Source organism: Microbacterium sp. TW_SC_2, from assembly GCF_055361165.1.
Map to the genome: position 1 here is coordinate 1,697,024 of NZ_CM143952.1, position 20,549 is coordinate 1,717,572.

Annotated in this window: 16 protein-coding genes; 7 read left to right on the plus strand and 9 right to left on the minus strand. The window is 69.1% G+C overall.

Annotated features, from left to right (window positions below):
* Nucleotides 1-14: 14 nt before the first annotated feature.
* The 4 genes from ACWA14_RS08005 to ACWA14_RS08020 all read left to right on the plus strand — a co-directional run bounded on the left by ACWA14_RS08005 (nt 15) and on the right by ACWA14_RS08020 (nt 5,229).
* On the plus strand, nt 15-596 hold the full coding sequence (locus ACWA14_RS08005; RefSeq protein ID WP_463792249.1) for a DUF3000 family protein: 582 nt from the start codon (nt 15-17) through the stop codon (nt 594-596).
* Nucleotides 589-1,782 (plus strand): ribonuclease D, encoded by a 1,194-nt coding sequence (locus ACWA14_RS08010; protein ID WP_463792251.1) that lies wholly within the window; start codon nt 589-591, stop codon nt 1,780-1,782. Before ACWA14_RS08005 ends, ACWA14_RS08010 begins: the two co-directional genes overlap by 8 nt.
* Before the next feature lie 73 nt (nt 1,783-1,855).
* Nucleotides 1,856-3,061 carry a thiolase family protein gene (locus ACWA14_RS08015; RefSeq protein ID WP_463792253.1) on the plus strand — a complete coding sequence of 402 codons (1,206 nt, stop codon included), beginning with the start codon at nt 1,856-1,858 and terminating at the stop codon, nt 3,059-3,061.
* Nucleotides 3,062-3,069: 8 nt separating this feature from the next.
* Nucleotides 3,070-5,229 carry a 3-hydroxyacyl-CoA dehydrogenase NAD-binding domain-containing protein gene (locus ACWA14_RS08020; protein ID WP_463792254.1) on the plus strand — a complete coding sequence of 720 codons (2,160 nt, stop codon included), beginning with the start codon at nt 3,070-3,072 and terminating at the stop codon, nt 5,227-5,229.
* Nucleotides 5,230-5,292: 63 nt separating this feature from the next.
* Here ACWA14_RS08020 and ACWA14_RS08025 read toward each other — a convergent pair whose 3' ends face one another.
* The 7 genes from ACWA14_RS08025 to dut form a co-directional block, all read right to left on the minus strand.
* Nucleotides 5,293-6,930 (minus strand): GMC oxidoreductase, encoded by a 1,638-nt coding sequence (locus ACWA14_RS08025; RefSeq protein ID WP_463792255.1) that lies wholly within the window; start codon nt 6,928-6,930, stop codon nt 5,293-5,295.
* Nucleotides 6,917-7,834, minus strand: coding sequence for a diacylglycerol kinase family protein (locus ACWA14_RS08030; protein ID WP_463792257.1), 918 nt, complete (start codon nt 7,832-7,834; stop codon nt 6,917-6,919). The genes ACWA14_RS08025 and ACWA14_RS08030 overlap by 14 nt, the downstream gene beginning before the upstream one ends.
* A gap of 95 nt (nt 7,835-7,929) precedes the next feature.
* On the minus strand, nt 7,930-9,870 hold the full coding sequence (gene dxs, locus ACWA14_RS08035) for a 1-deoxy-D-xylulose-5-phosphate synthase (RefSeq protein WP_463792259.1): 1,941 nt from the start codon (nt 9,868-9,870) through the stop codon (nt 7,930-7,932).
* A 155-nt stretch (nt 9,871-10,025) separates the two neighbouring features.
* A complete protein-coding gene (locus ACWA14_RS08040) occupies nt 10,026-12,863 on the minus strand; it encodes an aconitate hydratase (protein ID WP_463792260.1) in 2,838 nt (945 codons plus the stop codon).
* A 153-nt stretch (nt 12,864-13,016) separates the two neighbouring features.
* The gene (locus ACWA14_RS08045; RefSeq protein WP_463792261.1) at nt 13,017-13,751 is read right to left on the minus strand and encodes a DUF3159 domain-containing protein; all 735 of its coding nucleotides are present in this window, start codon (nt 13,749-13,751) and stop codon (nt 13,017-13,019) included.
* Nucleotides 13,748-14,335: a DUF3710 domain-containing protein gene (locus tag ACWA14_RS08050; protein ID WP_463792263.1), complete on the minus strand. Its 588-nt coding sequence runs from the start codon at nt 14,333-14,335 to the stop codon at nt 13,748-13,750. The genes ACWA14_RS08045 and ACWA14_RS08050 overlap by 4 nt, the downstream gene beginning before the upstream one ends.
* A complete protein-coding gene (dut, locus tag ACWA14_RS08055; protein WP_463792264.1) occupies nt 14,328-14,798 on the minus strand; it encodes a dUTP diphosphatase in 471 nt (156 codons plus the stop codon). Before dut ends, ACWA14_RS08050 begins: the two co-directional genes overlap by 8 nt.
* A 3-nt stretch (nt 14,799-14,801) precedes the next feature.
* On the opposite strand from dut, the gene ACWA14_RS08060 reads away from it, so the two are divergent.
* Entirely contained in the window at nt 14,802-15,275 is a 474-nt protein-coding gene (locus ACWA14_RS08060) for a DUF3093 domain-containing protein (RefSeq protein ID WP_463792266.1), read from the plus strand.
* Between the two features lie 90 nt (nt 15,276-15,365).
* On the opposite strand, the gene ACWA14_RS08065 is transcribed toward ACWA14_RS08060, so the two are convergent.
* Entirely contained in the window at nt 15,366-15,659 is a 294-nt protein-coding gene (locus ACWA14_RS08065; RefSeq protein ID WP_463792267.1) for a DUF4193 domain-containing protein, read from the minus strand.
* A 197-nt stretch (nt 15,660-15,856) separates the two neighbouring features.
* Between ACWA14_RS08065 and sepH the strand changes: the two genes are divergently transcribed.
* Nucleotides 15,857-16,909 carry a septation protein SepH gene (gene sepH, locus ACWA14_RS08070; protein WP_463792271.1) on the plus strand — a complete coding sequence of 351 codons (1,053 nt, stop codon included), beginning with the start codon at nt 15,857-15,859 and terminating at the stop codon, nt 16,907-16,909.
* A gap of 25 nt (nt 16,910-16,934) precedes the next feature.
* Here sepH and ACWA14_RS08075 read toward each other — a convergent pair whose 3' ends face one another.
* Nucleotides 16,935-18,056: an alkaline phosphatase family protein gene (locus ACWA14_RS08075; RefSeq protein WP_463792273.1), complete on the minus strand. Its 1,122-nt coding sequence runs from the start codon at nt 18,054-18,056 to the stop codon at nt 16,935-16,937.
* 45 nt (nt 18,057-18,101) lie between these two features.
* Between ACWA14_RS08075 and ACWA14_RS08080 the strand changes: the two genes are divergently transcribed.
* Nucleotides 18,102-20,543: a DNA gyrase/topoisomerase IV subunit A gene (locus tag ACWA14_RS08080; RefSeq protein WP_463792275.1), complete on the plus strand. Its 2,442-nt coding sequence runs from the start codon at nt 18,102-18,104 to the stop codon at nt 20,541-20,543.
* The last annotated feature ends 6 nt before the right edge of the window (nt 20,544-20,549 follow it).

The window sequence follows — 20,549 nt, forward strand, 5'->3', positions numbered from 1 at the left end:
TCTAGCCTGATGCCGTGACCGCACACCCCGAAGCAAGGTCGCTCTTCGACAGCGCCATAGCTGAACTTCGCGAGACCGCGTTCCGCGGAGACATCGTCGCGCACGAGATCGCGACCCCTCAGGGGCTCGCCCCGTTCGCCTTCGCCCTCGCGGCCGACGTGCGCCCGGACGAGCACGGCGAGTCGATCTACGGCACGGGGCGGTTCGTGCTGATGCACGATCCCGACGAGCCGGATGCCTGGGGCGGCGCCTGGCGCATCATCATCTTCGCGCAGGCGCCGTTGGAGACGGAGATCGGCACGGACCCGCTTCTGGCTGACGTCACCTGGTCGTGGCTCGTCGACGCGCTCGACTCCCGCGACGCCGTGTACCACTCCCCTTCCGGCACCTCGACGAAGACACTCTCCAAGGGTTTCGGGGGCCTCGCTGACGAGGGAGACGGGGCACAGATAGAATTGCGGGCGTCCTGGACTCCGCATGGCCCCTTCCGACCGCACGTCGAAGCATGGGCCGAGCTGGTCGGAATGCTGGCGGGGCTTCCGCCGGGTTCCGAGGGCATCGCCGTGATCGGCGCGCGAAAGGCTGTACGTGACTGAATACTCTGTGATCTCGGATGCCGAGGAGTTCCTCGCCGCCTGTGCGGCCATCGCCGCCGGCACCGGTCCGGTCGCCGTCGACGTGGAACGGGCATCCGGGTTCCGCTACTCGCAGCGCGCCTACCTCGTGCAGGTGTTCCGCCGCGACGCCGGCGTCTTCCTGTTCGACCCACCCGCGATCGGCGATTTCGCGCCCCTGCAGGAGGCCATCGGCACGGTCGAGTGGGTGCTGCATGCGGCCAGCCAGGACCTGCCGTCGCTGCGCGAGCTCGAGCTCGAGCCGCCCACCATCTTCGACACCGAGCTCGCCTCCCGGCTGCTGGGCCATGAGCGGGTCGGCCTGGCCGCCGTGGTCGAGCACACGATCGGGATCACCCTCAAGAAAGAGCATTCCGCAGCGGATTGGTCGACGCGTCCGCTCCCCGCATCCTGGCTGGACTACGCCGCTCTCGACGTACTCCACCTCGTCGATGTGCGGGATGTGCTCGTCGAGGAACTCGCCGCGCAGGGCAAGACCGAGATCGCGGCGGAGGAGTTCGCGGCGACGCTGTCCCGCGCGCCGAAGCCTCCGCGCGAAGATCCCTGGCGGCGTCTGAGCGGCCTGCATCAGGTCCGCGGAGCCCGCAACCTCGCCGTCGCGCGCGCGCTGTGGCAGGCGCGGGAGGCGTACGCGCAGGAGCAGGACGTCTCCCCCGGCCGACTGGTCCCCGATCGCTCACTGATGGCGGCCCTGCTCGGCAATCCGCAGAGCAAGCAGGCCCTCGCGGGCATCAAGGAGTTCCAGGGGCGCGCGAGCCGCACGCAGCTCGACCGCTGGTGGCAGGCGTTCGTCGAGGGTCGCGCCACCGAAGAGCTCCCCCGCGAGCGGGTCCCCAGCGACACGCTGCCCCCGCCGCGCGCCTGGGCCGATCGCAATCCGGAGGCGGACGCACGCCTGAAGGCGGCCCGTCCGGTGGTCGAGGCCGTGGCCGAAGAGCTGTCGATGCCCACGGAGAATCTCCTCACCCCGGACTTCTTGCGTCGCATCGCGTGGGACGTCTCTCTCGAGTCGCCCGAAGCGATCGGCGAGGCTCTCGCAGCGCTCGGCGCACGCCCCTGGCAGATTGCACACACTGCACAGAAGATCGCGGACGCTTTTGTAGAGGCTGGTCAACTGCCCGACGAGCCCCCCACCCCGGCTTCGTAGGTTCGACCCAACCGATTCCTCCCGGTTTTCGGCCCTCCTTAGACTGAGGCCACCGCACAAACTTGGAGGCAGAGTGGCCGAGATCTCGGACGTCTTCTTCGTCGATGGAGTGCGCACCCCCTTCGGGCGCGCCGGCGAAAAGGGCATGTACTGGAACACCCGCGCAGACGACCTCGCCGTGAAGGCGACCATCGGACTGATGGAGCGGAACGCCGCGGTCCCGGCGGACCGCATCGACGATGTGGCGATCGCCGCGACGTCGCAGACCGGCGATCAGGGCCTCACCCTCGGGCGGTCGGTCGCGATCCTCGCCGGCCTTCCGCAGACCGTTCCCGGTCTGGCGATCGAGCGCATGTGCGCCGGTGCCATGACCAGCGTCACCACGATGGGGGCGTCGATCGGAGTCGGCATGTACGACCTGGCGCTCGCGGGCGGTGTCGAGCACATGGGCCACCACCCGATCGGGGGCAACGCCGACCCCAATCCGCGCTTCGTCTCGGAGAAGATGGTCGACCCGGGCGCGCTCAACATGGGCGTCACCGCGGAGCGCATCTTCGATCGCTTCCCGCACCTGACCAAGGAGCGCTCGGACCGGTTCGGCATGCTCAGCCAGCACAAGGTGCAGGCCGCGTACGACGCCGGCAAGATCCAGCCCGACCTCGTGTCCGTCGCCACCAAGGGCGCCGACGGGGCCTGGGGTCTCGCGGCCGAGGACGAGGGTCGCCGCCCGCAGACGACGATGGACGACCTCGCCGCGCTCAAGACGCCGTTCCGCCCGCACGGTCGGGTGACCGCGGGCACGTCGTCGCCGCTCACGGATGGCGCGACGATGTCGCTGCTCGCCGGCGGCACGGCGGTCAAGGAGCTGGGCCTCGCCCCGAAGATGCGGATGGTCTCGTTCGCCTTCGCCGGCGTGCAGCCGGAGATCATGGGCATCGGACCGATCCCGTCGACCGAGAAGGCGCTCAAGAAGGCCGGTCTCGACATCTCCGACATCGGACTGTTCGAGCTCAACGAGGCCTTCGCGATCCAGGTGATCTCGCTCCTCGACCACTTCGGCATCGCCGACGACGACCCCCGGGTCAACCAGTGGGGCGGCGCGATCGCTCTCGGGCACCCGCTGGCCGCGTCCGGCGTGCGTCTGATGATCCAGCTCGCGGCGCAGTTCGCCGAGCGCCCCGACGTGCGCTACGGCCTCACCGCCATGTGCGTCGGTCTCGGTCAGGGCGGCTCGGTCATCTGGGAGAACCCGCACTACAACGGCAAGAAGCGGAAGTGAGCGCGGCCATGACGAACACGGTTTCCGAACAGTACGCGGCGGTCGACTTCTCGCCGATCCAGGCGCTCACCGACGGCGAGGTCATCACGCAGTCGCCGGTGCGCGACATCCGACTCGCGTCGGGCAAGGTGCTCGCGCTGATCACCCTCGACAACGGCCGCGACCACACGCGCCCGAACACCCTCGGGCCCGCCACGCTGACGCAACTGGGCGAGACGCTCGACGGGCTGAAGGCCCGTGCCGCCGCCGGGGAGATCCAGGCCGTCGGCATCACGGGCAAGCAGTACATCCTCGCCGCCGGTGCCGATCTGTCGGACATCAGCAAGGTCGGTTCCCGCGACAACGCTCGGCTCATCGCCCAGCTCGGTCACAAGGTCCTCGGCTCGATCTCGGAGCTCGGTGTGCCCTCGTTCGCGTTCGTCAACGGACTCGCGCTCGGCGGCGGGCTCGAGATCGCGCTGAACTCGACCTACCGCACGGTCGATGCATCGGCGGCTGCGATCGCGCTGCCCGAGGTCTTCCTCGGCATCATCCCCGGGTGGGGTGGCGCGTACCTGCTGCCGAATCTGATCGGCATCGAGAACGCCCTCGAGGTCGTGATCTCGAATCCGCTCAAGCAGAACCGCATGCTCAAGCCGCAACAGGCCTTCGACCTCGGCATCATGGACGCGATCTTCCCGGCCGCGAACTACCTCGAGAACTCGCTCGCCTGGGCCGACGCCGTTCTCGGCGGCAAGAAGGTCGAGCGCAAGAACGAGCCGGGCAAGATCGAGCGCCTCACGAAGTGGCCGATCGCGATCAAGATGGCCCGCGGCATGCTGGAGTCGAAGATCGGCACGGTGCCGAAGTCGCCGTACGCCGCGCTCGAACTCCTCGACAAGGCGAAGAGCGGCACCAAGGCCGAGGGCTTCGCGCGCGAGGACGAGGCACTCGCGGATCTCGTCACGGGCGACCAGTTCGCGGCATCCATGTATGCGTTCGACCTCGTGCAGAAGCGCGCCAAGCGGCCGGTCGGCGCTCCCGACAAGGCACTCGCGAAGAAGGTCACGAAGGTCGGCATCATCGGCGCCGGACTCATGGCGAGCCAGTTCGCGCTCCTGTTCGTGCGCAAGCTGCAGGTGCCGGTGCTCATCACCGACCTCGACCAGGCGCGTGTCGACAAGGGCGTGGCGTACATCCATGAGGAGATCGGGAAGCTCGAGGGCAAGGGCCGTCTCGATGCCGACACCGCCAACCGGCTGCGTGCGCTGGTGACGGGAACGACCGACAAGAGTCTCTACGCGGACTGCGACTTCGTGATCGAGGCGGTGTTCGAAGAGGTCGGCGTCAAGCAGCAGGTGTTCGGCGAGATCGAGAAGATCATCGCGGACGACGCCATCCTCGCGACCAACACCTCGTCGCTGTCGGTCGAGGAGATCGGTTCCCAGCTCGCTCACCCCGAGCGCCTGGTGGGCTTCCACTTCTTCAACCCGGTGGCTGTCATGCCGCTCATCGAGATCGTCAGGACGCCGAACACGTCGGATGCCGCGCTCTCGACGGCGTTCGTGGTCGCGAAGAACCTCGGCAAGAGCGCCGTGCTGACCGCCGACGCTCCGGGGTTCGTCGTGAACCGCCTGCTCGCGAAGGTCATGGGCGAAGCTGCTCGGGCCGTCTACGAGGGCACGCCCATCGCCGATGTCGAGAAGGCCTTCGGCCCGCTCGGTCTCCCGATGGGGCCGTTCCAGCTGATCGACCTGGTCGGCTGGAAGGTCGCCGCGCACGTGCAGGACACGATGGTGCAGGCGTTCCCGGACCGCTTCTACGCGAACGAGAACTTCCACGCTCTCGCGGCGCTCGACGCCGTGGTCGAGAAGGACAAGGGCGGCAGGGTCACGGGATGGACCAAGCAGGCGGAGAAGCTGCTCAAGCCCGCCGTCGGCTCGGCTCCGGCGTCCGCGGCGACGATCCTCGCGCGGGTGCAGGACGGACTCGCACAGGAGATCAAGCTCATGCTCGATGAGGGCGTCGTTCCCGAGGTGGAGGACATCGACCTCTGCCTGATCCTGGGCGCCGGCTGGCCGTTCATCGACGGCGGCGCCTCGCCGTACCTCGACCGTGAGGGCGCATCCGACCGCGCCTTCGGAGGTTCCTTCCACACCCCGCAGATCCGGGGTGTCGAGAGCCGCTGATCCGGATGCTCGCACGAGGGGTCGCGCTTCGGCGCGGCCCCTCCGTCGTCCCGTCTGCGCCCGTCAGGGACGACGCGGATCCTGCTGCGCCGGGCGCTCGTCCGACTCCCCGGCACGCGGCCAGTACGACAGGGCACGCTCCGCGAGTGCGGTGATGCTCAACGAGGGATTCACGCCGGGGTTGGCAGGAACCGCGGCGCCGTCGACGACATGCAGTCCCGGATGCCCCCACACCCGGTGATAGGCGTCGATCACGCCCTCCTCCGGCGAGGCCGAGATGACGGCACCACCGAGGAAGTGCGCCGTGAGCGGCACCCCGAACACCTCGGGCCACGATCCCCGGGCTTCGGCGGGCACCCCGCCGTCCGCGGCCACCCGCGCCGCGATCGCCCGCGCCGCCCGATGCGCCTGCGGCAGATGGCTGGGGTTGGGTTCGCCGTGCCCCTGCGCGCTCGTCATGACGAGGCGCCCGAACCTGCGGCGCAGCGACAGCGTGAGGGAGTTGTTCGCGGTCTGCATCACGAGGGCGATGATGCCTCGTTCGCTCCAGCGGTGCAGGGAACCGAGCCGCAGCTGGCGAATCGGCGCGCGCAGCAGCTGTCCGAGCACGCTCGTCAGGCGCCGCCATAACGCGCGGTCTCCGGGCACGACGACCGAGGCCAGCGCGCCCATCAGGTTCGAGCCCGGGCCGTACCGGACGTTCTCGACGTGCGTCCGTTCGTCGATGTGGAACGACGTCGTGATCGCCACGCCGCGCGCGAGCTGCAGCGACTCGGGCACCCGCGTCGCCACCGCGCCGTCCAGCGCCTCGGAGTTCGTGCGTGTGAGCCGTCCCAGGGCATCGGAGATGCGCGGCAGTCGTCCCTCGTGCTTCATGCGGTGCAGCAGCTGCTGCGTCCCCCACGTGCCCGCCGCGAGCACGACCTGAGAGGCCGTGACGGTGCGCCGCGCACGACGGACCCAGGCCCCGCTCCGCCGCGTCGTGACCGCGAATCCCCCGCCGGGCAGCTCGCGGATGTCGGTGACCGTGCGCAGGGCCTCGATCACGGCTCCCCGTCGCTCCGCGAGGGCGAGATAGTTCTTCATCAGTGTGTTCTTCGCGCCCACGCGGCATCCGACCATGCAGTTGCCGCACAGCGTGCATCCGGTGCGGTCGGGGCCCTCGCCCCCGAAGAACGGGTCCGAGACGCGCTCGCCGGGCTTGCCGAACCAGACCCCGACCGGCGCATGGCGGAAGGTGTCTCCCACGCCGAGGTCGGAGGCGGCACCGGCCATGATCCGCTCGACCGGCCCGGTGTGCGGGTAGTGCTCGACGACGCCGAGCATGCGCTTCGCGGTGGCGTAGTGCGGAGCCAGCTCGCGCTCCCAGTCCGCGAGACCGTGCCACTGCGGGTCGTCGAAGAACGCGGCACCGGGCTGATACAGCGTGTTGGCGTAGTTGAGCGATCCGCCGCCGACCCCGGCACCCGCCAGGATCATGACGTGCGGGAGCCGATGGATGCGCTGCACACCGAAGCAGCCGAGAGCGGGAGCCCACAGGTAGCGTCGGAGGTTCCAGTTCGTCTTCGCGAAGTCGGAATCGGCGAAGCGGCGCCCGGCCTCGAGCACCCGCACGCGGTAGCCCTTCTCGACGAGACGGAGGGCCGCGACCGAGCCGCCGAAACCGGACCCGATGACCACGACGTCCTCATCGAACGGCATGCGCGTCCTCCTCTCGCGGCACCATGATCGTGAGTACTCCCGGTCGAACGCCGATCGTGCACACACCCGTCCCCACCCGCTCCCCGTCGGCGTAGGCGACGAGTCCGGGCGCGGACACGGTGATCGTGCGCGCACGCCGGTGCGACACCTCGCGGCGTTCGAGATGCCGACCGCGCAACAGTGACGGGAACAGCCGGAGCAGTCGCAACCGCCCGATCGGCCGCACATGCACCACGTCCAGCATCCCGTCATCGGGTCGCGCTCCTCGGCACACCGGCATACCCCCGCCGTAGCTCTCCGTGTTGCCGGCGGCGATCAGCGTGCCGGGCAGCGCGCGGGGCTGTCCCCCGTCGACCCCGAGCCGGAAGGCCATCGGGCGCAGTCGCACGAGTTCGATCACCAGTGCGAGGTAGTAACGCAGCACGCCACGTGGCCAGCGCAGGCGGTTGGTCCGGTCGCTCACCTTGGCGTCGAACCCGAGCGCCGCGACCGAGAGGAACAGCCGGACGCCCAGGTCGCTGCGGATCTCACCGACGTCGATGCGTCGCGGCGCGCCCCGCAAGGCCAGCACGGCTGCGGCGCCGGGGTCGCGCAGCGGTATCCCGAGTGCACGTGCCAGGTCGTTGCCCGTGCCTGCCGGAACCAGCACGATCGGGACGGAGTGGCGGATCACGATGTCGAGTATGCCCGCGAGTGTGCCGTCACCGCCCACCACGACGAGCGATCGCGGTCCGGCCCCCAGTGCCTCGGCCGCGAGACGGACCGTGTCCTCCGCCGACTCTCCCCGGTAGGAGCGCACCACCGCTCCCTCACCTCGCAGTCGGTCGATCGTGACCGTCGCGGCGCGCGCACCGCGACCTCTCCCCGCCGCAGGGTTCGCGAGCACAGCGATGTGCGTTCCCATCTCAGTGCTCGCCGCTCGAGACGGCGTGCTCGCACCGGACCACTCCGGTCTCCAGGAGATACCGCATGTCGGTCACCTCCCGGAGCGCGCAGCGCTCAGCGCCGCTCGTGCTGTGGGAGGTCGATCGCACCGGTCTCGCCGGCGTTCCTGGCCATCGGGATGCGGGTGCCGAGCACCTGCGCGACCACGTCCTGCGCGATCTTGGAAGCCGTCAGTCCCGCATCGACGAGGATCTCGTCGCGCGTGGCGTGATCGATGAACTCATCAGGCAACCCCAGCTCGTCGACCGCCGTGTCGATCCCGGACTCACGCAGCACCTGACGAACGCGCGTGCCGATCCCCCCGACCCGGATGCCGTCCTCCAGTGTGATCACGAGGCGGTGACGAGCGGCCAATGTGACCACGGACGGCTGGACCGGGATCGCCCACCGCGGGTCGATCACGGTGGCGCCGATGCCCTGCGCACGCAGACGTGCGGCCACGTCCATGGCGAGGGTCGCGAAGGGTCCGATCGCGACCAGGAGGACGTCCTCCGACTCACCGCGCTCGAGCACGTCGACGCCGTCCGACAGCCGCTCGATCGCGGGCAGATCAGCGGCGACGGATCCCTTCGGGAAGCGGATCACGGTGGGCGCGTCCGCGACGTCGACCGCCTCGTCGAGGGCTTCGGCGAGCCGGGCGCCGTCTCGCGGCGCGGCGATGCGGATGTGCGGGACGATCTGCAGCATCGCGAGGTCCCACATGCCGTGATGGCTGGGACCGTCGGGACCGGTGACCCCGGCGCGGTCGAGCACGAAGGTGACCCCGGCGCGGTGCAGCGCCACGTCCATGAGCACCTGGTCGAAGGCACGGCCCATGAACGTCGCGTACAGCGCGACCACGGGGTGGAGGCCGCCGAAGGCGAGCCCGGCGGCGGAGGCGACCGCGTGCTGTTCCGCGATGCCCACGTCGTAGACGCGGTCGGGGAAGCGCTCCGCGAAAGGCGCCAGCCCCGTCGGACGCAGCATCGCCGCGGTCATCGCGATCACGTCCTCCCGGCGTTCGCCGACATCGACGAGGGCGTCGGAGAAGACATCCGTCCAGCCCCGCCCCCCGGCGGACAGCGTCTCGCCGGTGAGGGGATCGATCTGCCCGACGGCGTGGAACTGATCGGCCTCGTCGTCGCGAGCGGGCTGATAGCCGTGACCCTTCTCGGTGATGGCGTGCACGATCACCGGTGCGCCGTACGACTTGGCCAGAGCGAGGGTCTCCAGCAGCGCCGGCAGATCGTGACCGTCGACGGGACCCAGGTACTTGATGTCGAGATTGGAATACAGCGCTTCATTGTTCGTGAAGCGTGACAGGAAGCCATGTGTTCCGCCGCGTACACCGCGGAACACGGCGCGCCCGACGGGGCCGAACGCGCGGAACAGCCGATCGGACTTGTGATGCAGATCCTTGTAGGCGGCCGCAGTGCGTACGCGGTTCAGGAAGCGCGACATGCCGCCGATGGTCGGCGCATAGGAGCGTCCGTTGTCGTTCACGACGATCACGAGGTTGCGGTCGTTGTCGTCGGAGATGTTGTTGAGCGCTTCCCACGTCATGCCGCCCGTGAGCGAGCCGTCGCCGACGACGGCGACGACGTGGCGGTCGGCCCGCCCGGTCGCCGTCAGCGCGCGGGAGACGCCGTCCGCCCAGCTGAGCGAGCTCGACGCGTGCGAGGACTCGACCACGTCATGTGCGCTCTCGCCGCGCTGCGGGTATCCGGCCAGGCCGCCCCGCAGGCGCAGACCGGAGAAGTCCTGGCGGCCCGTGAGCAGCTTGTGCACGTAGGACTGATGCCCCGTGTCGAAGATGAACGGATCGTCCGGCGAGGAGAAGACGCGATGCAGCGCGATCGTGAGCTCGACCACTCCGAGATTCGGGCCGAGATGCCCACCCGTGCGCGAGACGTTCTCGATCAGGAACTCACGGACCTCGCCCGCCAGTTCGACAAGCTGATCCTCGGACAAAGCGTCCAGATCGCGGGGTCCTGAGATGCTCGGAAGAATGGGCATCTGCACCTCCTACAGGCTCCGTCTGAGGCGCCCGCACGACTGCGAACGTCCTGACGATCCTATCGCGCCCGACCGGGAATCGGCCCGGAGGCGCACCCGCAGGGAACGACGAAGGGGACCCGGCGCGATGCCGGATCCCCTTCGATCGAGATGGCTCAGACGAGCGAGCGCAGCACGTACTGCAGGATGCCGCCGTTGCGGTAGTAGTCCGCCTCACCGGGGGTGTCGATACGGACGACCGCGTCGAACTCCACGACCTGCTTCCCCTCGGGCGAGTGCTCGCTCGGGGTGGCCGTGACCCGGACCGTCTTCGGCGTCACACCGTTGTTGAGCTCTTCCAGACCGGAGATCGACACGATCTCGGTGCCGTCGAGGCCCAGGGTCTCCCAGCTCTCGCCGGCCGGGAACTGCAGCGGGACGACGCCCATGCCGATGAGGTTGGAGCGGTGGATGCGCTCGAAGCTCTCGGTGATGACCGCCTTGACGCCCAGCAGGCTCGTGCCCTTGGCCGCCCAGTCGCGGGACGAGCCGGAGCCGTACTCCTTGCCACCGAAGATGACGAGGGGCGTGCCCTGCTCCTGATAGTTCATGCTCGCGTCGTAGATGTACGACTGCGGGCCGCCCTCCTGCGTGAAGTCGCGGGTGTACCCGCCCTCGACGACCTGGCCGTCGTTGACCGCGGCCACCATGGCGTTCTTCAGGCGGATGTTCGCGAACGTCCCGCGGATCATGACCTCGTGGTTGCCACGTCGCGAGCCGAAGGAGTTGAAGTCCTTGCGGTCCACACCGTGCTCGGTCAGGTACTGCGCCGCGGGTGTTCCGGGCTTGATGTTGCCGGCCGGCGAGATGTGGTCGGTCGTGACCGAGTCGCCGAGCGTCGCCATCACACGCGCGCCCTCGATGTCGCGCACCGGGGTGAGCTCCATCGTCATGCCGTCGAAGTACGGGGCCTTGCGCACGTACGTCGAGTGCTCATCCCACTGGAAGATGGCGTCATCCGGCGTCGGAAGGCTCTTCCAGCGCTCGTCGCCCTCGAACACGGTCGAGTACTGCTTGATGAACTGCTCGCGCGAGATCGACGAGTCGACGAGCGCCTGCACCTCGTCGGGCGTGGGCCAGATGTCCTTGAGGAAGACGTCATTGCCCTCGGTGTCCTTGCCCAGCGCATCCGTGTCGAAGTCGAAGTGCATCGACCCGGCCAGCGCATACGCGATGACCAGCGGCGGGCTGGCGAGGTAGTTCATCTTCACGTCGGGGCTGATGCGGCCCTCGAAGTTGCGGTTTCCGGAGAGCACCGCCGTGACCGCGAGGTCGTGGTCGTTGATCGCCGCGGAGACCTCTTCGATGAGCGGACCCGAGTTGCCGATGCAGATCGTGCAGCCGTAGCCGACGGTGTAGAAGCCGAGGCCCTCGAGGTCCTTGTCGAGTCCGGACTTCTCGTAGTAGTCGGTGACGACCTTCGAGCCCGGGCCCAGAGTCGTCTTGACCCAGGGCTTCTGCTTGAGACCCTTCTCGAGCGCCTTGCGCGCCACGAGACCTGCGGCGATCATGACCGAGGGGTTCGAGGTGTTGGTGCACGAGGTGATCGCGGCGAGCGTGACGGCACCGTTGTCGAGGATGTACTTCTCCCCCGACGGCGTGGTCACCGGCACAGGCTTGGAGGCGTTCGCCGGCGCGCCGCTGTTGATGTGCACGGGGCGCGTGGTCACCGGCTCCTCCTCGCCGGGAACCGAACCCGGGTCGGATGCGGGGAACGAGTGCTTCGACTCGAGGTCGACCATCGAGTCGGAGGTCGACGCCGCGGCGTAGGACAGGATGTCCTGCTCGAACTGCGACTTGGCCTCGGAGAGCAGGATGCGGTCCTGCGGGCGCTTCGGACCGGCGATCGAGGGGACGACCGTACCGAGGTCGAGCTCGAGGTACTCGCTGAAGGTGGGCTCGACGGTCTCGTCGTGCCAGAGCTTCTGCTCCTTCGCGTAGGCCTCGACCAGGTCGACGGCCTCGTCGCTGCGGCCCGTGAGGCGCAGGTAGTCGAGCGTGATGTCGTCGATCGGGAAGATCGCGGCGGTCGAACCGAACTCGGGGCTCATGTTGCCGATCGTGGCGCGGTTCGCGAGCGGAACCGACCCCACGCCCTCGCCGTAGAACTCGACGAACTTGCCGACCACGCCGTGCTTGCGCAGCAGATCGGTGATCGTCAGCACGACGTCGGTCGCGGTGACGCCGGCGGGGATCTCGCCGCTGAGCTTGAAGCCCACGACGCGCGGGATGAGCATGGACACGGGCTGACCGAGCATCGCGGCCTCGGCCTCGATGCCGCCGACGCCCCACCCGAGCACGCCCAGGCCGTTGACCATGGTGGTGTGCGAGTCGGTGCCGACGCAGGTGTCGGGGTAGGCACGCAGCACGCCGTCGACCTCGCGGTCGTAGATGACCTTGGCGAGGTGCTCGATGTTCACCTGGTGCACGATGCCGGTGCCCGGGGGCACCACCTTGAAGTCACTGAAGGCCGTCTGGCCCCAGCGCAGGAACTGGTACCGCTCGCCGTTGCGCTCGTACTCGATCTCGACGTTGCGCTCGAGCGCGTTCTCGGAGCCGAAGAGGTCTGCGATCACGGAGTGGTCGATGACCATCTCTGCCGGGGAGAGGGGGTTGATCTTGTTCGCGTCGCCGCCGAGAGCCGTGACGGCCTCGCGCATCGTGGCGAGGTCGACGATGCAGGGCACGCCGGTGAAGTCCTGCATGACCACACGGGCCGGCGTGAACTGGATCTCGGTGGTGGGGTCTGCCGCGGCATCCCACGAACCCAGAGCCTCGATCTGCGCCTTCGTCACGTTCGCACCGTCTTCGGTGCGCAGCAGGTTCTCCAGGAGGACCTTGAGACTGAAGGGGAGCTTCTCGTAGCCGGGCACCGTGTCGATGCGGAAGATCTCGTAGTCGGTGCTGCCGACTGTCAGGGTGCTCTTGGCACCGAAGCTGTTCACCGTGGACACGGATCCGTCTCCTTCTGGTCGAATGGGAGCGACAGGCGCTTCCATCTTGCTCGCCTCGGAGGTTCTGCGGCTAGCAAGGCGTACCTAACCAGTCTGCGCCTTTTCAGGCCCGTGCAGAAGCCTGCGATTTATCTTGACATCAAGATAAATCTATCACGCCGGAGAGGTGCTCTCGTCGCTCGGCACGCGGGGATAGAGCGCACGGACGACGAGCCAGGTGATCGCGATCAGGGGTGCGAACAGCGGCAGACCCATGATCAGCTTGAGCGTGCCGAGGGCCGTGACGTCTCCCGCGAGGTAGAGCGGGAGCTGCACCGCGAGTCGTGCGAAGAAGAGGGCAGCCCAGGCGATGCCCAACCAGAGGAAGGCGCGCCTCTTGCGACGGTCGTTCCGCCATGCGGTGCCCTCCCCCATGAGGAACCCCGCGGCGACGCCGATGAGCGACCAGCCGATGAGGGCGGAGACGAGCAGGACGGAGCCGTACACGGCGTTGGTGATGAGCCCCGGGACGAAATTGTCCTCACCGCGCCCGGTGAACAGCGCCAGCGCGGCGGCGGCGGCGGCAGCCACCAGACCGCCGATCGCGGCCGACGGGGGCGACTTCTGGACGATGCGCACGAGCGTGAAGACCGCGGCCAACCCCACCGACACCCCGAGTGCGAGGATCAGCGGCTCGGGCTGGAGCGTGAAGAGGATGACGAAGGCGAGGCTGGGCAGGACGGACTCGAGGATTCCGCGCCACCCGCCGATCGCGGACCACACGACCTTCGGCGCCGTCGCATCCTCGGACGGGTCGATTCCGGCACGACGCGCCGCGCCGCCGAGCGCCTCGCCGAGCACGTCGGACGTGCTCTTCTCCCGCGGGGCCTCCGGTTCGGGAGCGCTCACGCGGAGCCCGGCGTCGCCGGCATCTTCAGCGGGATCAGATCGCGGGGCGGCATGGGCGATCCGCCGCGCACGACGACGATCGAGCGGAACAGGTCCTCGACCTTCTCCGCCGCCTCCGGATCGGATGCCGCGGCTCCGCCGATCACGCCGCGGAGGAACCAGCGCGGACCGTCGATGCCGATGAAGCGGGCCAGACGGAGGCCGGAGCCCTCGTTCGCGGTGGCCGGGACCTCGGCGAGGAGCTCCTTGCCCAGTGCGCCGTCACGCTCCTCGACCCGTCCGCCCTGCGCCTTGACCTGATCGCGCAGCTGCACGCGGGTCTCATCCCACAGGCCGCCGGACCGCGGGGCCGCGAAGGGCTGCACCTGCAGCGAGGAATCGGCGTAGTCGAGGCCGACGGCCACGATGCGCTTCGACTGCTCCTCGACCTCGAGCCGGAGGTTCAGGCCCTCCCGGGGGAGGATCTTGATCCCGCCGAGGTCGATGTAGGGACGTACCGGGTTGGCCTCGGAGTCGTCGAAGGGGCCGTCGGTCGCCCGGTTCACCGGAGCGGACTTCGCGGAGTGGGGGGTGTTGTCAGTCATTGCTCTTCCCTGCCTGATATCCGGTGGATCCGAATCCGCCGTCGCCTCGAACGCTGGTCGGCAGCTCGTCGACCGGAATGAAGGTGGCCCGCGAGACGGGCATCACGATCAGCTGCGCGATGCGATCGCCGACCGCCACATCGTACGCGCTGTGCGTGTCCGTGTTGATCAGACTCACCTTGATCTCGCCGCGGTAGCCCGCATCGACGGTTCCCGGGGAGTTGACGATGGAGATGCCGTGCTTCGCCGCGAGACCGCTGCGCGGCACGACGAACGCCGCGTACCCGTCGGGCAGGGCGATGCGCACGCCGGTCGCGACGAGCGCTCGTTCGCCAGGGGCCAGGTGCACACTCTCGGCCGCCACGAGATCCGCACCGGCATCTCCCGGGTGCGCGTATCCGGGGGCCACGACAACACCGTCCAGAACAGGAGCGATAATGGGGACATCAACGGAATCGGTCACCCCATGAGGCTAATGCAGAACCCCACGACAGACACACGGACGTCCTACCGCGAGCGGCTGTCCCCCGGCCTCCGGCTGCTGGTCACCGTCGCCCTCGCGGGTCCCATGGTGTCCTTGATCTTCGTACCGGTCGGATCGACCGTGGCACTGATCATCGGCGCCGCGGTCTCCGCGCTGCTCGTCGTCCTCTTCGTCGCACTGACGCCCGTGGTCTCGGTCACCGGATCCGTGCTGCGCGCCGGGCGTGCGCACATCGACACGCGGTACCTCGGCGAGCCGGTCGCCCTGACCGGCGACGACGCGCGGCAGGCGAGAGGGCCCGGACTGCCTGCCCGTGGCTGGCACCTCATCCGCGGCGGGATCGACGGCATCGTGGTGGTGCCGAACACCGATCCCGACGATCCGATCGAGTCGTGGAGCATCTCGACGCGCACCCCGGACCGTCTCGCGGCCGCGATCCGCGCCTCACGGTCCTGACGCCGGGAGCGCCTGGACCGGGACTCCCCGGAATGACGACGCGCCCCTGACCGGAAGGTCGGGGGCGCGTTGTGATTCGCGTGCGCGTGCTCAGGCAGCGCACTCCTTGCAGATGGGGCCGGAAGAACCCTCGTGGTCGAGCTGCGAACGGTGCTTCACGAGGAAGCAGTTCATGCAGGTGAATTCGTCCTGCTGCGCGGGCAGCACGACGACGTCCAGTTCGAGGTCGGAGAGGTCGGCGCCAGGGAGGTCGAAGTTCGAAGGGTTGTCGGAGTCTTCGTCCCCGGAGGATCCGGAGGACTTGTCCGGAACACGCTCCTTGAGGGCTTCGATCGACTCGGAGTCGTCTTCACTCTTTCGGGGAGCGTCGTAGTCGGTTGCCATGCGGTAATTCTCCACTTTCATGGTGCGAGTGGGTGGTGCGCCGTCGGGTATCGGCGGCCACAGTTTGCACGACCAAATGCCATTTCGCAAATGCTGATCTGTGCGACAGAACAAACTCACGGCACGCCCAGACTATTCCCGGCCTCCGCCCCTCATGCGTGACACCATGAACGAACACCCATCAGAGGGGCATTCGCATGGAAAACGTCACGATCGTCGGCACAGAAGCAGGAGTGCTCGTCCTCGCCACCGAGTCGGGCGAGCGCTTCGCGCTGGCCATCGACGATGTCCTGCAGCGCGAACTCCGTCGCGCCACACGACAGGCAGAACCCGGGGCGCAGCGGCTCGCCGCCAGCCCCCGCGACATCCAGGCTCAGATCCGCGCCGGGCTGACCGCGCCGGAGGTCTCGGAACTCCTCGGCATCAGTGTCGACGACGTCATCCGGTTCGAGGGTCCCGTCCTCGCGGAGCGCGAGCACATCATCGGACAGGCGCTCGCCGTTCCCGTGCTGATCGGCAGCGAGGTCGAACCCGACGCGCAGCCGACGTTCGGTGTGGCCGTGCGCGCCAAGCTCGCCGATGTCGGCGCCTCCGACGAGCGCTGGGCGAGCTGGAAGGACGAGTCCGGTTGGATCGTCAAGCTCGAGTTCACCGCGAGCGAGGTCGACCATGACGCACGGTGGAGCTTCGATCCCCGCCGCAGCGCCCTCGCTCCCCTCAACGCCGACGCCACCCAGCTCTCGCGTCAGGGCTCCCTTCCGGAGGGGCTCATCCCCCGGTTGCGTGCCGTGGACGCGGACCGCACGAACTCGCCGTACAAGGACGAGAGCCGATTCGACTCCGGCGCTTTCGGCCCTCGACTGCTTCCGACCCCCGAGGCGGACGTGGAGGATCCGGCGCTCCCCGAGCGCTCCGATGCGGCCGCGCAGCACGCGGCCATCAAGCGCGCTCCGGAGTCGGGGTCGACGAATCCCGAGACCGCCGATCTTCTCGAGGCGCTGCGTCGCCGCCGGGGTCAGCGCGAGAACGCCCCGCTGATCGACGATCATGACGTCGCTCCCGCCGCCGACCCCACCCCGATCGCCCTCTTCGACGCGTTCGAGACGGCACCGGTCGAGCCGCTGCCCGACGACGATGCGCCCACCGACACGACTCCCGATACCCCGGGAGACACCAACGGTCGCCGACGACGTCGCAACGCGATGCCGTCGTGGGATGAGATCGTCTTCGGAGCCCGCACCGACGAGTGAGCAGCGCCTTCCGCTGACCGGCCGCTCAGCGTGCGAAGGCGCCCAGCCGGAGCAGTGGCACCCGTCGTTCCTCCGGCGTGAGAGCCCCGTGCTGTCCGACCATGCCGCGCCCGCGTTGATCGGCCGCCGTGCCGTCGTACAGGGCCGCGGTGCCGCGCGCGATCGCGAGGAGATCACCGATGCGTGATGCCGCGGCGTCCGTGACCGACGGGCCGAACAGTCCGCTCTCGATCGCCTCGTCACGGGAGACCACATCCGCCGTCCCCTCCAGATCGCGGCGCCACCGCGCGTGCACGCCCGCGGGATCGGCATCCGGCTCCAGGTAGACGTGCAGCATCCGCGGCTCTCCTCCGAGATGGCGGATGCCGTCCAGATGCGCGCTCTCGAGGATCACCTGACGGCGTACCGGAACATCGACCATCCCGTGGTCGGAGGTCACGAGCACGCCGACGCGCCCGGGGACACGCCGCGCGAGCGCGGCGTCGACGTCTTCGAGCGCCGCGAGCCAGGCGGACGAGTCGACGCCGTGCTTGTGACCCGCCTTGTCCACCTCGGGCAGATAGCAGTAGACGAGCGCGCCGGGATGCCGCTCCGCGAGCTCGTAGGCCGCCTCCACGCGCTCGGCCGCAGTGGCGGCGGCGACGAATTCGGCTCCCCGGAGCGTCGCGCGGGTGAATCCGCTCCCGGCGTAGGCGGCGACCCCCACCGCGAAGGCCGGACGCCCCGCGTCCTGCGCCCGCTCGAAGATCGTCGGTCGAGGCTGCCACGTCGCCGGGTCTATGCCTTCGCTCTCCCAGCCCGTGAGCTGGTTCACCAGCCGGTCGCGCGCGCGGTCGAGCACACGGTACCCGACGAGGCCGTGGAGGCCCGGCGAGGCGCCCGTGAGGATGCTCGTCAGAGCCGCAGCCGTCGTCGACGGGAACACCGACTCGGCGACATCCTTCTTCGACATGCCCGTCGTGAGCGCTCGGGCGTGACCGGCGTGAGCACGGAGGCTGATCGCCCCGAGGCCGTCGATCACCACGAGCACGACGGACTGCACCGGCGGCAGGGCGTCCGACTCCCCGCGGAGCGCGGCGAACAGGTCGGACGCCACCCCGACCACACTCCGGGTCGACGCGGCCTCGGACGGTAGCATGAGGGACATCCGTGCCAGTCTGGCACAGGCCACCAGAACGCCCTCAGGAAGTCCATGCCGAAAACTCCTCCGCCCGAGCCCGTCGAAGAGCGCATCCAGGACATCGACCTCTCGAGCGAGATGCAGGGCTCGTTCCTCGAGTACGCGTATTCGGTCATCTACTCCCGGGCTCTTCCGGACGCGCGCGACGGACTGAAGCCCGTGCAGCGACGCATCCTGTACCAGATGGCCGAGATGGGTCTGCGGCCCGACCGCGGACACGTGAAGAGCGCCCGCGTCGTCGGCGAGGTGATGGGGAAGCTGCACCCGCACGGCGACACCGCGATCTACGACGCCCTGGTGCGCCTGGCGCAGGAGTGGGCCCTCCGCGTGCCGCTGATCGACGGACACGGCAACTTCGGCTCTCTCGACGACGGTCCCGCCGCGGCCCGTTACACCGAGGCGCGGCTCGCGCCCCCGGCCCTCGCGCTGACCGAGAACCTCGACGAGGACGTCGTCGACTTCATCCCGAACTACGACGGACAGTTCCAGCAGCCCTCGGTGCTGCCCGCCGCCTTCCCGAACCTGCTCGTCAACGGCGCCAGCGGCATCGCGGTCGGCATGGCCACCAACATGGCTCCGCACAACCTGATCGAGGTCGTCGCGGCCGCCACGCATCTGCTCGAGAATCCGGATGCGACCACGGAAGACCTGATGGAGTTCGTCCCGGGTCCCGACTTCCCGGCGGGCGGCGTGCTGATGGGTCTCGACGGCGTGAAGGACGCCTATGCCACGGGACGCGGCGCGCTGAAGGTGCGCGCGAAGGTCTCCGTGGAGCCGCTGGGACCGCGCCGCACCGGCATCATCGTCTCGGAGCTGCCCTACATGGTCGGCCCTGAGCGGCTGATCGAGAAGATCCGCGACGCGGTGCAGTCGAAGAAGCTGCAGGGCATCAGCGATGTCACCGACCTCACCGACCGCAACCACGGTCTGCGTGTCGCGATCGGGATCAAGACCGGGTTCGACCCGAACGCCGTGCTCGAACAGCTCTACCGGCTGACGCCGCTGGAGGACTCCTTCAGCATCAACAACGTCGCCCTGGTCGACGGGCAACCGCGCACCCTGGGCCTCAAGGAGATGCTCAGCGTCTACGTGGCGCACCGTCTCGAGGTCATCACGCGCCGCAGCCGCTACCGGCTCGCGCGCCGCGAGGAGCGCCTGCACCTCGTCGAGGGTTTGCTGATCGCGATCCTCGACATCGACGAGGTCATCCAGGTCATCCGGTCGTCGGACGACTCCGAGCAGGCGCGCAGCCGACTGCGTTCCGTGTTCGACCTGAGCGAGCTGCAGGCGGAGTACATCCTCGAGCTGCGCCTCCGGCGTCTGACGAAGTTCTCGCGCATCGAGCTCGAGGCCGAGCGTGACGCGCTCAAGGCCGAGATCGCGAAGCTCCGGGAGCTGCTCGGAAGCCCCGCGCTGCTGCGCGCCGCGGTCGCCTCGGAGCTGGACGCGGCGGCCGACGCCTACGGCACCCCCCGCCGCACGCTGCTGATGAACGCCGCGCCCCCCAAGCCCCGCGCCACCAAGGGCGCGGTCGACCTTCAGATCGCCGACGCGCCGACCGTGCTGGTGCTGTCCACCACGGGGCGCGCCGCCCGCGTCGACCTCGTCGAGGGCCAGGAGCTCACTGTGCCGGCCCGCCGCAGCAAGCACGACGCGATCCTGACCACGTTCGAGACGACCGTGCGCGCCGAGATCGGCGCGCTGACCAGCGCGGGACGCGTGGTGCGCTTCTCCCCCGTCGATCTGCCCTCCGTGCCGTCCAGCTCGGTGCAGCTGGCAGCCGGCACCCCGCTGCGCGACTATCTGAACATCACGACGCGGGGCGAGCGGGTCGTCGGGTTCGTGCGCTTCGACAGCGAGACCCCGATCGCCCTCGGAACGCTGCAGGGCACGGTGAAGCGCATCGTGCCGTCGACCCTGCCGGTTCGCCCCGAGATCGAGGTCATCGGACTGAAGACCGGCGACACCGTCGTCGGTGCGGCCGAGGCCCCGGATGACGCGCAGCTCGTCTTCGTCACCACCGATGCTCAGCTGCTGCGCTTCTCGGCCGCGATCGTGCGTCCGCAGGGCGCACCCGCCGGCGGCATGGCCGGCATCAAGCTCGGCGCGGGAGCCTCGGTGCTGTTCTTCGGCGCCGTGGGTGCGCTGGAGGATGCCGTGGTCGCCACCGTCTCGGGAGCCGAAGGCATCCTGCCCGGCACCGACGCCGGACGCGCCAAGGTCACGGCGTTCACGGAGTACCCGGCCAAGGGCCGCGCGACGGGCGGAGTACGTGCGCACTCCTTCCTGAAGGGCGAGGACCGTCTCACTGTCGCCTGGGTGGGTCCGGCGCCGGCGCAGGCCGTCGATCCGACCGGTGCGGTGCGCAAGCTCCCCGAGGCGGGCGCGCGCCGCGACGCCTCGGGCCAGCCGATCGAAGGACTGATCGGAAGCATCGGTCGCACGCTGGTCTGAGCGCCA

Bases quoted from the DNA above. Each gene is read 5' to 3' on its own strand.
- ACWA14_RS08020 (WP_463792254.1), top strand. From the start codon at position 3,070: ATGACGAACACGGTTTCCGAACAGTACGCGGCGGTCGACTTCTCGCCG.
- ACWA14_RS08025 (WP_463792255.1), bottom strand. From the start codon at position 6,930: ATGCCGTTCGATGAGGACGTCGTGGTCATCGGGTCCGGTTTCGGCGGC.
- ACWA14_RS08030 (WP_463792257.1), bottom strand. From the start codon at position 7,834: ATGGGAACGCACATCGCTGTGCTCGCGAACCCTGCGGCGGGGAGAGGT.
- dxs (WP_463792259.1), bottom strand. From the start codon at position 9,870: ATGCCCATTCTTCCGAGCATCTCAGGACCCCGCGATCTGGACGCTTTG.
- ACWA14_RS08050 (WP_463792263.1), bottom strand. From the start codon at position 14,335: ATGACTGACAACACCCCCCACTCCGCGAAGTCCGCTCCGGTGAACCGG.
- ACWA14_RS08060 (WP_463792266.1), top strand. From the start codon at position 14,802: ATGAGGCTAATGCAGAACCCCACGACAGACACACGGACGTCCTACCGC.
- ACWA14_RS08065 (WP_463792267.1), bottom strand. From the start codon at position 15,659: ATGGCAACCGACTACGACGCTCCCCGAAAGAGTGAAGACGACTCCGAG.
- sepH (WP_463792271.1), top strand. From the start codon at position 15,857: ATGGAAAACGTCACGATCGTCGGCACAGAAGCAGGAGTGCTCGTCCTC.
- ACWA14_RS08075 (WP_463792273.1), bottom strand. From the start codon at position 18,056: ATGTCCCTCATGCTACCGTCCGAGGCCGCGTCGACCCGGAGTGTGGTC.
- ACWA14_RS08080 (WP_463792275.1), top strand. From the start codon at position 18,102: ATGCCGAAAACTCCTCCGCCCGAGCCCGTCGAAGAGCGCATCCAGGAC.